General features: G+C 65.3%; 9 protein-coding genes and 1 pseudogene. 4 read left to right on the forward strand and 6 right to left on the reverse strand.

The window, feature by feature from the left end; genetic code table 11:
* Positions 1 to 68: 68 nt before the first annotated feature.
* Together BST28156_RS27525 and BST28156_RS27530 are read right to left on the reverse strand one after the other, a co-directional pair.
* Positions 69 to 524 (reverse strand): type II toxin-antitoxin system VapC family toxin, encoded by a 456-nt coding sequence (locus tag BST28156_RS27525; RefSeq protein WP_060241352.1) that lies wholly within the window; start codon positions 522 to 524, stop codon positions 69 to 71.
* On the reverse strand, positions 521 to 760 hold the full coding sequence (locus tag BST28156_RS27530; protein ID WP_012216644.1) for a FitA-like ribbon-helix-helix domain-containing protein: 240 nt from the start codon (positions 758 to 760) through the stop codon (positions 521 to 523). The genes BST28156_RS27525 and BST28156_RS27530 overlap by 4 nt, the downstream gene beginning before the upstream one ends.
* 300 nt (positions 761 to 1,060) lie before the next feature.
* Here BST28156_RS27530 and BST28156_RS27535 point away from each other — a divergent pair, with 300 nt between their 5' ends.
* Genes BST28156_RS27535 through BST28156_RS27545 form a run of 3 tightly spaced genes read left to right on the forward strand, consistent with a single transcriptional unit; the run spans position 1,061 to position 4,746 of the window.
* Complete coding sequence (locus BST28156_RS27535; RefSeq protein ID WP_060241429.1) at positions 1,061 to 3,307, forward strand: TonB-dependent receptor; 2,247 nt, start codon at positions 1,061 to 1,063, stop codon at positions 3,305 to 3,307.
* Between the two features lie 3 nt (positions 3,308 to 3,310).
* Complete coding sequence (locus BST28156_RS27540) at positions 3,311 to 4,066, forward strand: tetratricopeptide repeat protein (RefSeq protein WP_174903869.1); 756 nt, start codon at positions 3,311 to 3,313, stop codon at positions 4,064 to 4,066.
* The gene (locus BST28156_RS27545) at positions 4,063 to 4,746 is read left to right on the forward strand and encodes a Fe2+-dependent dioxygenase (protein ID WP_060241354.1); all 684 of its coding nucleotides are present in this window, start codon (positions 4,063 to 4,065) and stop codon (positions 4,744 to 4,746) included. Before BST28156_RS27540 ends, BST28156_RS27545 begins: the two co-directional genes overlap by 4 nt.
* 192 nt (positions 4,747 to 4,938) lie before the next feature.
* Here the strand turns inward: BST28156_RS27545 and BST28156_RS27550 are convergent, their stop codons facing one another.
* From BST28156_RS27550 to BST28156_RS27560, 3 genes are read right to left on the reverse strand one after another with little or no spacing between them, the layout of a single operon-like run.
* Positions 4,939 to 6,741, reverse strand: coding sequence for an ArnT family glycosyltransferase (locus tag BST28156_RS27550; RefSeq protein ID WP_254596430.1), 1,803 nt, complete (start codon positions 6,739 to 6,741; stop codon positions 4,939 to 4,941).
* On the reverse strand, positions 6,738 to 7,484 hold the full coding sequence (locus tag BST28156_RS27555) for a polysaccharide deacetylase family protein (protein ID WP_174903870.1): 747 nt from the start codon (positions 7,482 to 7,484) through the stop codon (positions 6,738 to 6,740). Before BST28156_RS27555 ends, BST28156_RS27550 begins: the two co-directional genes overlap by 4 nt.
* A complete protein-coding gene (locus tag BST28156_RS27560) occupies positions 7,481 to 8,602 on the reverse strand; it encodes a glycosyltransferase family 4 protein (protein WP_174903871.1) in 1,122 nt (373 codons plus the stop codon). The genes BST28156_RS27555 and BST28156_RS27560 overlap by 4 nt, the downstream gene beginning before the upstream one ends.
* 605 nt (positions 8,603 to 9,207) lie before the next feature.
* Between BST28156_RS27560 and BST28156_RS27565 the strand changes: the two genes are divergently transcribed.
* A complete protein-coding gene (locus BST28156_RS27565; protein ID WP_374991858.1) occupies positions 9,208 to 10,419 on the forward strand; it encodes a helix-turn-helix transcriptional regulator in 1,212 nt (403 codons plus the stop codon).
* Between the two features lie 140 nt (positions 10,420 to 10,559).
* On the opposite strand, the pseudogene BST28156_RS34870 reads toward BST28156_RS27565, so the two are convergent.
* Positions 10,560 to 10,859: pseudogene (locus tag BST28156_RS34870) on the reverse strand (DUF308 domain-containing protein); the annotation flags it as partial.
* Between the last annotated feature and the right edge of the window lie 17 nt (positions 10,860 to 10,876).

Below are 10,876 nucleotides of genomic sequence, written 5' to 3' on the forward strand. Positions count from 1 at the left end.
TGCGTCGGCCCGGGCGTGCCGCGTCACCGCATCATGAACAGCGCGCCGGCCCACCCGGCGCGCTGTTTTCATTTCGACGCGATGCCCTGGCGAACCCGCGCGCCCTGCGACGCCCACGGATCGATCACGCGCAGGCCCGCCGCCTCGAACGGCGCGACGTCGCGCGTCGCGACGATCAGGCCGTTCGCCTCGGCCGTCGCGGCAATGTAGCCGTCGGCGGGCGCGATCGCGTTGCCGCCGGCACGGGCGCGCGCGCGAATGCGCGCATAGGCCTTGCTCGCAGCGTCGTCGAACGACAGGATCCGGCCGCGAAACACCGGCACGACACGATGCTCGATGCTTTGATGCAGCCACTCCCGCCTTCGTCCTTCCGGCAGCGCCGCGACACCGAATCGCATTTCGGCGAGACTGATCGCGGCCAGAAACAGCGTCTCGACGTTCTGCGCGTCGAGCCACGCAATCACGGCCGCGCTCGGCTCGCGCCGCAGCGGCTCGGAAATGACGTTCGTATCAACAAGAATCATTCGAAGCTCATCGGATCGGTTGGCGTCTTGTCACGCTGAATGTCGAGATCGACTCCGCCTGCCTCCCGCCCGATTTCCGCCAGCAAGGTTCCCAGCTTCACGCGCCCTTCCGACAGCACCGCCTGCTCGAGGATGTCGCGCACCTCTGCCTCGGTACTGCGCCCATGTAGCGCCGCGCGGACCCGAAGGGCGCGATGCACTTCATCCGGCAAATTTCGAACGGTAATCACAGGCATGATGCACTCCAACGAGATGCTTTCAATGCAGTCATCTTATCACTTTGCTGTCACGCTGGGAGGCACCACGTCCAGACACTCTAGCCAGCGCCGCCGCCTCGTCATACTCGGCCGTTTGGCCGCCGCCATTCGCTCGCCACACCTCAATCCACCTTTCCTTACAAACGATAACAAGAACGCTTCTCATTTAACGAAAAATTACATAGAATGCACGGCTGAAAACAAATCGTAATAATTCCCGGCGGCATGCACCTCCTTGCAGCGCCCGCGCCGGGGCCACACCGCGAGGTCGAGTGCATCATGAAGTCCCGTCCCGAAGAGCTGAAGCTCGGTAAATTCACCACCCTGTGCAGCGTGCTTGCCGCGAGCCCCGCGTTCGCGGACGGTGCGCCGCCGCCCGCCCCGGTCGACAGCGGCGACCATCTCGCGCCGATCGAGATCAAGGGCAAGACCGAGCACAGCTACAAGGCCGACTTCTCCGCTTCCGCGAAATTCACCGCGCCGCTCGTCGACACGCCGAAATCCGTCGCCGTGATTCCGCAGGAACTGATCCAGAGCAGCGGCGCGTCGACGCTGACCGAAGCGCTGCGCACGGTGCCCGGCATCACGTTCGGCGCGGGCGAAGGCGGCAACCCGCTCGGCGATCGCCCGTTCATTCGCGGCTACGACGCGCAGGGCAGCATGTTCGTCGACGGGATGCGCGACACCGGAGCGACCACCCGCGAGATCTTCAACACCGAGCGCGTCGAGATCACCAAGGGCTCCGACGGCGCATACGGCGGCCGCGGCGGCGCCGGCGGCAGCATCAACCTAATCACGAAGGCGCCGCACCTCGGCACGACGGCCGCCGCGAGCGCGGGCTTCGGCACCGACCGCTATCGCCGCTTCACCGCCGACGGCAACTGGCAGTTCGCCGATCACGCCGCGTTCCGCCTGAACCTGATGAGCCACAACAACGACGTCGCAGGCCGCAACGCGGTGAACAACGAACGCTGGGGCGTCGCGCCGTCGATCGCGTTCGGTCTCGGCACGCCGACGCGCGTGACCGCGAGCTACTACCACCTGTCGACGGACGATCTGCCCGACGGCGGCATTCCGTACTTCTACACGACGTCGAACAAGCCCGCGAACGTCGACACGATCTATCCGGCGCCGGTCGACCGTCACAACTTCTACGGCCTGATCGACCGCGACTTCCGCAAGACCACGTCGGACATCAGCACGATCAAGATCGAGCACGACATCACGCCGGGGCTGACGGTGCGCAACACGACGCGCTACACGGAGTCGTCGCAGGACTACATCTGGACGCAGCCCGACGACAGCCAGGGCAACGTGATCAACGGCAAGGTCTGGCGTCGCAACAACAACCGCTACAGCACGATCAACAGCATCGCGAACCAGACCGAGCTGTTCGGCGAGTTCCGCACGGGTCCGTTCAAGCACAGCTTCACGACGGGCATCGAGCTGTCGCGCGAATGGGGCAGGCGCGATACGTACAGCGTCGCGACGGGTACCGGCAAGATCTGCCAGAACGGCATCGGCGCCGCGTCGGGCTACAACTGCACGAGCCTGTGGTCGCCGAACCCGGCCGATCCGTGGGCCGGCTCGATCTCGCGCAACAACGACTATGCGCACGCGCGCACCACGACGAAGTCGATCTACGGCTTCGACACGATCGAGCTGACGCCGCGCTGGCAGATCAATGCCGGCGTGCGCGTCGACGACTACTCGACCCGCTTCACCGACACCCAGGCCAACGGCGGCAAGACCTATACGCGCGACGACACGCTGTTCAACTGGCAGCTCGGCGCCGTGTTCAAGCCTGCGCAGAACGGCAGCATCTACGCGTCGTACGCAACGTCGTCGACGCCGGCCGGCATGCTGCTCGGCGAAGGCGACGAATCGGTCACCGCGCTGAAGCCCGGCCGCGGCGGCGTCGGCCCGAACGCCGACCAGATGTCGCCCGAGAAGAACCGCAGCATCGAACTCGGCACCAAGTGGAACGTGCTGAACGACAAGCTGTCGCTGACCGCCGCGCTGTTCCAGATCGACACGACGAACGCCCGCGTGACGCTGCCGAACAACCAGTACGCGATGGTCGGCAACAAGCGCGTGCAGGGTCTCGAACTCGGCGTTGCCGGACAGATCACGAAGCAGTGGCAGGTGTTCGGCGGCTATACATACATGAAGAGCGAGTTGCGCGACAACGGCAAGGACACCGCGAACGACGGCCACCAGTTCCCGAACACGCCGAAGCACAGCTTCACGATGTGGACGAACTACGACGTGACGCCGAAGTTCACGCTCGGCGGCGGCGCGTTCTACATGTCGAAGGTATACGGCGATACCGCGAACCTGCGCGCCGTGCCGTCTTACTGGCGCTTCGATGCGATGGCGCAGTACCGGATCAACAAGAAGCTCGACCTGCAGTTGAACGTGAACAACCTGTTCAACCGCACGTACTTCGATCAGGCGTATCCGGCACACTACGCGTCGATCGCACCGGGCCGTTCGGCGTTCGTCACGCTGAACGCGCGCTACTGATCGATGGAGGCCGTATCGCTGAAGGCGCTCGCGTCGGTGTCGCCGCGCGAGTTCGCCGAGATTCTGGCCGGGCCGCCCGAGCGCGCCGCCGCGTGGGTCGCGGCGGCGGCCGACCACGGCATCGTCGAGGCGCAGGCCGTCTACGGGCAATATCTGCTCGACGGGCATGGCGTCGCGCGCGATCCGGCCGCCGCGTTCGGCTGGTTCCGGCACGCTGCGCAGGCCGATCATCCGATGGCGATGAACATGCTCGGGCGCTGCTACGAGTTCGGCTGGGGCATCGCGATGTGCGCACCGGTCGCCGTGTACTGGTATCGGCTCGCCGCGCAGGCGGGGCTCGACTGGGGCATGTACAACTATGCGACGGCGCTTGCGCTCGGCAACGGCATCGACGAGAACCGCGAGGAAGCGCTCGACTGGTTCCGGCGCGCCGCCGCGCTCGGCCACGCGAAATCGGTCAACCTGATCGGCGGCTTCTACGAAGACGGCTGGGTCGTGGACGCCGACGCCGAGATCGCGTTCGATCACTATCGCCGCGCCGCCGAGGCCGGCGATTTTCGCGGCCAGTTCAACTATGCGCGGCTGCTCGCCGAACGCGCACGCATCGACGAAGCGCTCGCGTGGCTCGCGCGCGTGCCGGCCACCGCGACGCCCGCGTTCGTCGCGAAGATGCGTGCGTATCTCGCGTCGTCGCCGCTCGACGCGTTTCGCGAGATGGCGCTGCAACTGGCGCCGCATCGCATGGAGTCCACGACATGATGCTGCATGTTCCCGGCGTGCTGACGCGCGCCCAGGTCGCGCATTGCCGCGAAATGCTCGATGCCGCCGAATGGGTCGACGGCAATGTGACGTCCGGCGCGCAGTCGGCGCTCGCGAAACGCAACCGGCAACTGCCCGAAGGCTCGCCCGTCGCGCGCGCGGTCGGCGACGCGATTCAGGATGCGCTCGCACGTCATCCGCTGTTCTTTTCCGCAGCGCTGCCGCTGAAGGTGTTTCCGCCGCTGTTCAACCGCTATGGCGGCGGCGACGCATTCGGCACGCACGTCGACAACGCGATCCGGCTGCTGCGCGGTACGGATTTCCGCGTGCGCAGCGATCTGTCGGCGACGCTGTTTCTCGAGGATCCCGACGCATACGACGGCGGCGAGCTGTGCGTGGAGGATACCTACGGCATGCATCGCGCGAAGCTGCCGGCGGGCGATCTCGTGCTGTATCCGGCGTCGAGCCTGCATCATGTGACGCCGGTCACGCGCGGCGAGCGCGTCGCGTCGTTCTTCTGGATCCAGAGCATGGTGCGCGACGACGGCGATCGCACGCTGCTGTTTCAGCTCGATACGCAGATTCAGGCGTTGACTGCGGAGAAAGGCGCGCAGGATCCGGTGGTGATTTCGTTGACGGGGATTTATCACAACCTGCTGAGGAAGTGGGCGGATGCGTGACGACGGGGCCTGGCCGAGGCCCCTGATCGCCCCGCCCTCCTCGCCCCGCCGGTCCCGATCCGGCATACGTCGGACCAACGTCCGGCTAACGCACAAGCCACCCGACGATGCCGATCAGCTCCGCGACGAGCAGCATAACCGCGCCGATCACGAGCACGGCGAGCCAGCAGCCGCGACGGCCGATGCGTGCGGTCATCGGCCCTCCGACGAATTCGCCGCATTTTGCGCGGAGTCCACGCCCGACGACTCGCCGTCCACGACGCGATAAACGACGAGCGCCTCGTGCGTGTCGCCGGGGCGCGCACCGTGCCAGAACGGCACCCACCGCGCGCCCGGGTCCGGCACCGCACCGCGCACGCCCTGCAGGATCAACCATCGACATGCGCGCGCACGCGGTTCATGCAGCGGCACGTAGCGAATCCCGGCGAAGTAGTCGAGCATCGGCGCTTCCGATTCGCCGAGCCCCGGGCTTGCGATGCAATCGCGCTCGCGCCACTCGCTTGCGAGCCGGACCTTCAGACCGTCGAACACCGAACGATAGCTTTTCGCGACGTCGATCCACGGCAGCAACAGCGTATAGACCAGCCCCCACGCGAGCACCGTACCGCTCGCCCATGACAGCACGCCGCGCCACGGTCCCGTATGCCGCAGCAGCGGCAAACCCGCGACCCAGGCCGCGCTCAGTACGAGCGCCGCACAGATTGCCGCGGGCTGCAGCGGAATCGTCCAGTCGAGCGGCAACCATGCGCCGAGCCACGCGACGATGTTGCGCGGCAGCGTATCGCCCGTCATCGCAAACCAGACGCACCATACCAGCATCGCGAACGCGCCGAACAGACAACGGCTCGCGCAATCCCAGGCCGCATGCAAGCGCGCATGCATGCGCTCGACGCTGCACGCGGCGATCAGCGACAGCGGTCCGATAAACGGCAGGATGTACAGTTGCCGCGACGTCGCGGCGACATGCAGCACCACGAGCCCGATCGCGGCAAACGCGATCGGCAGCGCGATCGCCGGATTGCGCCAGCCGCGCAAGACGCCGCCGGCAATGGCCGCCAGCGCAAGCGGGCCGACCGGAAATCCGACCGTCAGCAGCGCGCGCCAGATAAACAGCGGCTTGTCGTTCTCGGCACCGAGCATCGGCACCGAGAAACCGAAGAAACGGCCGACGTTGTTGTCCCAGAACCACGTGGCGAACAAGGTTTCCGAGCGCAGATAAAGCGCCGTCGGCCAGATCAGCATGAACGGCGCGCAGACCGACACGGCCACTACAAGCGCACGCACCCAGCCACGTGTACGGCACGCCGGATACAGCATGAACGCAATACCCGCGGTCGCACCGAATACGAGCGGCACGAACAATCCTTTCGACATCAATGCAATCCCGACGCCGGCGCCGAGCCGCACGGCCGCCCGGTAATCGGGACTGCCGACGCGCAACAGCGCCGCGACGAGTTCGAGCAGGCCGCAAAAACCGATTGCCGTGCCGGCCATCAGCGCGACGTCGGTCATCATGTCGTGTGTGTGCTTGATCACGACGAGCGTACCCGCACACAACGCGACCGGCCCGATCACGCGTGGATCGAACCAGCGCGCGGCGCCGGTCGCCACGCGCGCCGCGCGCGCGACATAGCCGAACGCAAGCGCGGCGAACAGCCCGCTCGCGAGCCGTGCGGCGTCGTGCAGCGGCAGGATCCCGCCGAACAGCCGGACAAACGCGACCGCGACCCAGTCGTACAGCGGCGGCTTCTCGAGAAACGGCAGACCGGCGTTGGTCGGCACGACCCAGTCGCCGGTGTCGAGCATGTGCCGAACAATCCCGAACGTATAGGTTTCGTCCTGCTTCCACGGGTCGTGACCGACGATCCCCGGTGCCAGATAGGCGATACCCAGTGCCACGAGCACCAGCACGCGCACCACCGGCCGCTCCAGCCAGTCCGTGTTGAACGCGAGTGGAAGCCGCCCTGCGTTCGCGGCGGGCGTATCGCGCATCATCGGAAGAACCTCCCGAGAAAGCGCGCGATGCCGCGGCCGCCCGGCACCGCGATGCGCGGCAGCAGAAACGGGTCGGCGTGCGCGTGCGCGCGCCCGCGCACGGTCGTCGTTGCGTTATGAAAGCCTGCATCGACCACCAGCCCTCTGATGCTCTCGTCGAGTGCGCCGTAGGGATAGCAGAACGACACGACCGGATGTCCGGTCGCGTCCTCGAGTTGCGACTTCGAATCGGAAATCTGCCGCCACGCCGTCGACGCAGGCACATCGGACAACGCAACGTGATCGACCGTATGCGCGCCAACCTCGTGCCCGTGCGTCAGCCATTCGCGCATCGCGCCGCGATCCATCAACGCCGCGCTGGCGGTCGCGATTCCGCTATCCCAATCGTTGCTGCCGCCGAGCTTGCCGGACACGAAATAGCAGGTCGCGGTAAAGCCGAGTTCGTCGAGCACGGGCAACGCATGCTCGAAGACGTTGTGAAAGCCGTCGTCGAACGTGATCGCGAACAGCTTCGCGCTGCGCGCCTGCGACTGCCGACGCTGCAACTCGGCGACCGACACGCCGCGATAGCCGAGGGCCTTCAGCGCGCGCATCTGGCGTCGAAACGCGCACGGATCGACACTCAATCCGCGCAATACGTCCGGCCTCGGCGGCAGCGCACGGATCTGGTGGTACATCAGGATCGGCCCCCACGACGACAGCCTGTTCTCCCCCGTCGACCGTTGCATCGGAATATCGATCATGCGAAAACCGTCGAACCTCGAACCGACGCTCGATAAACCGAACTCGTTTCGTCGATGAACCGCGCAAAACTGAAGTCGCGTTCGCTCGTCGCCCGCGCCGCACGGCCCATCTCGGCAACGCGCTCCGGGCGCGCGGCGATCTCGCGCAAAACGGCCGCCACCGCGTCCGGCGATCGCGGCGGGACAATCCATCCGTCGACGCGATCGCTGACGTTCTCCGGCAAACCGCCGACATCGGTGACGATCACCGGCCGCCCCATCGACATCGCCTCGCGACACGCAAACGACAGACTTTCGTGATACGACAACACGAACGACACGTCGCAGGTCGCCAGCACCTCATGCGTACGGTCCGTCGGGCCGACGAACACGAGCTGCCGCCCCACGCCGCTGCGCTCGACGAATTCGCGCTGCGCGTGCGACGGCCAGTCGCCGGCAAGCATCACGCGAAACTTCGCGCGCAGCGCATCGGGCAGATGCGCGAGCGCACTGACCAGATCGGTCCAGCCCTTGTGCGGCCCGGTGCCCGCGACGCTGCCCAGCACGATCGCATCGGCGCCCTCTTCGCCGAAATATTCCATTCTCCTGCGTCGGATCTCCGCGCGCTCGATCGCCTGCGAAGGCGGCCGCACGCCATGCTTGATCACCGTGATATCGCCATAAGGCGATTGCCGTTCGAGCATGACCCGGACATAGTCGCTGACGGCGATCGTCCGGTCCGTCGCAAACCGCGCGCGCAGGAAATTACCGACACTGCCGGCCGCAAACGTATTGTGTTTCGTGAAGACGACCGCCGGCCGTCTGCGACAGCCCACCAGCGCCAGCATGACCTGCCGATGGTCGGCCGAGCCATTGACGTGTACGACGTCGAACGCGGATTGCTCGATCAACCGCCGCAGCCGAGCCAGTTCCGGCAGAAATGTGCGCCATCCCGGCTTGAATTGCATGTCGATCACGTGCACCCCCGGCAGCGTATCGACCATGCTCGACAGGCGGCTGCCGGCCGGCGAGGCGACCGCCACGCGATACCGGTGGCTCAGGCCGGCCGCCAGATGGTAGATATAGGTGTCGTGTCCGCCACCATTGCCACCGTGAAAGTTGGTATAGAGAATTTTCATCGCTTATATTCCCCGGACAGGGCAACGCAAGTGCGCCCGCATTTGCCGGCGGCCCTCTTCTCCCGGACGCCGTGAGCCGGTTTCGTCCCGCGCATCGAATGACGCCGCTCGATTCTCAATCGAATCATTCTGACAGTTTCGCGTGCTCGGCACGGACCGCATCTGGCGATGCCATTGTATTGACTTTGTAATAATATTTATTTCAGAATATCGACGGAATTTCTCCAAAAAGACGACGACTGGCCTGGCAGGCGAATTGTTTTATTCATTATTGCGGCCCGATTGAATCGTTTCGCCGTGCGTCAGCTTCATTGTGAATAATCGGCGCCGCCGGTCGTATACCTCGTATACGGCGCGACCGCTTATCGAACGGCTCGCGCTTCCTTACGATGTCGGCCGTGAATTGCGCCGCTTCCGGCCCGATTGATTCCCATTGGAATGCAATCGAACCCAGACAATCCTGACCGACCATCATGATTAGCGAATCGCGGCCCCAGACGCACAGTTTTCATAGCGACGATCCCGATGAAGTGTCCGATTTCATCGAGAAAATTTACGCGGATAACCGCTTTCGCGCACAGCATGCGGACAGAAAGGCCGTGAATATGGGCGGTCAGGAATGGAGAGGAATCGGCATATACGACGTCGATTACGAGATGCCGTTTCATTTCCATTCGTCGGAACCGCGTCCGAATTATCTGTTCCTGTCGTGCCGTCGCGGCGGCTCAACCTATACGAGCGGCACAACGGTCGCGCAATGTACGGTCGGCGACGTGATGCCGATTTCGTCGACCGGCATCTCGAGCTGCGTCACGCAACCCGAGGGTATCGGCCATCTGTCGGTGATTCTCGATGCCGGCGATCTGAACGACTTCGTGTCGCAATGGATCGGCAAGCCGCTCGCGACGCCGGTCCGGTTCGACATGAAGCCGATCGCAGCGGACGCGACCGTCGAATGGAACGCCGCCGCGGACTGCCTGCGCCGGATGCTGCTGCTGACACCTGCGCCGGAAGCCGCGATTCGTGCGCTGTACGAGCATATGCTGAAACACATGATGTTGCGGCACGGCAGCAACTACAGCGCGCTGTTCGCGATGGACGCTTGTGCGGCCGAACAGACCGCCCGTTCCGCGGTGGCGATGATCGAAACCGAGCCGATGCAATGGAAAACGCTCGGTTCCGTCGCCCATGCGCTCGGCTGCGCGACCGGCGCGCTGGAGAATGCGATCCGCCGGCTGACCGGTCGGCCCTCGGCGGCACTGTTTTTCGACGCGCGCCTACATGGCGTCCGTCGGGCGCTCGCCAACGGCGACGGCAGTTTCGTCGGCACGCTGCGCGCATTTGGCTTCGCGCCGTCCAACCGCTTCGTAAGCGCATATCGGCAGCGCTTCGGCGAGCCGCCGAGCGCAACCTACCGACGCAATCCGAACGCGACCGACATTCACCACGATTTCCGCGGACCTGCCGATACGTTGTCCGAGACCATGGTCGACCGTTTCATCGACGAATCCCTCGGCAAACCGATCAGCCTCGCCGATCTCGCACGCCTGGCCGGCCTGAGCGAACATGCGACGATCGCCGCATTCAAGGAACGGTTCGCGCGCACGCCGATGCAGTACGTGATCGAACGACGCCTCGAACTTGCGCGCTGGCGACTGTGCCACACATCCGCAAGCATTCTGTCGATCGCGCTCGACTGCGGATTCGGCAGCCAGAGCTATCTGACAACGCTGATCAAGCGGCATTACGGCGTCACGCCGCGTCGGCTTCGCCTGTCGGCCGGCGCGGCGGTTCGCGGCGACAACAGCCGCCGATGACCCCGTGCGGCGAGGATCACTGTGCCGCGACGGGGCCGTTCGCATCGCCCTCTCGGCAATCGAGATAGCGTTGCAACTCCGTCGACCGCGACTTCGTCGCCTCCTCCAGGCATGCGGCACGCGCAATCGGCTCGGCCGATCAGCGCCGCGTGTCCGGTCGAAATCGTTCCGTTGATGTCGATCGCCGCGATGTAGCGGTCGATCACCGGATTATGCTGCGCCTTCGACGAGCCGGTCGGCGTCCATACGTGCACCGTGAGCGCACGCTCGTGATCGGCCGGCGGGCCGTCCCACTCGGTACGATCGAACCGGCTTGCGCGTGTGGCCGCATGCGCGTCGGGCAGCAATGCGGATCGCCGCGATACGTCGAATGCCGGATTGCGCTCAAGGCGCCGCGCGCGCGTGAAATGCTCGACCGGCGCATGCGTGCCCGCGAACAGTCCATCGAGATTCTTCG

Source organism: Burkholderia pseudomultivorans, from assembly GCF_902499075.1.
Lineage (GTDB): Bacteria > Pseudomonadota > Gammaproteobacteria > Burkholderiales > Burkholderiaceae > Burkholderia > Burkholderia pseudomultivorans.

Coding starts and splice junctions, on each gene's coding strand:
- BST28156_RS27525 (WP_060241352.1), bottom strand. CDS start 524: ATGATTCTTGTTGATACGAACGTCATTTCCGAGCCGCTGCGGCGCGAG.
- BST28156_RS27530 (WP_012216644.1), bottom strand. CDS start 760: ATGCCTGTGATTACCGTTCGAAATTTGCCGGATGAAGTGCATCGCGCC.
- BST28156_RS27535 (WP_060241429.1), top strand. CDS start 1,061: ATGAAGTCCCGTCCCGAAGAGCTGAAGCTCGGTAAATTCACCACCCTG.
- BST28156_RS27540 (WP_174903869.1), top strand. CDS start 3,311: ATGGAGGCCGTATCGCTGAAGGCGCTCGCGTCGGTGTCGCCGCGCGAG.
- BST28156_RS27545 (WP_060241354.1), top strand. CDS start 4,063: ATGATGCTGCATGTTCCCGGCGTGCTGACGCGCGCCCAGGTCGCGCAT.
- BST28156_RS27550 (WP_254596430.1), bottom strand. CDS start 6,741: ATGATGCGCGATACGCCCGCCGCGAACGCAGGGCGGCTTCCACTCGCG.
- BST28156_RS27555 (WP_174903870.1), bottom strand. CDS start 7,484: ATGATCGATATTCCGATGCAACGGTCGACGGGGGAGAACAGGCTGTCG.
- BST28156_RS27560 (WP_174903871.1), bottom strand. CDS start 8,602: ATGAAAATTCTCTATACCAACTTTCACGGTGGCAATGGTGGCGGACAC.
- BST28156_RS27565 (WP_374991858.1), top strand. CDS start 9,208: ATGGGCGGTCAGGAATGGAGAGGAATCGGCATATACGACGTCGATTAC.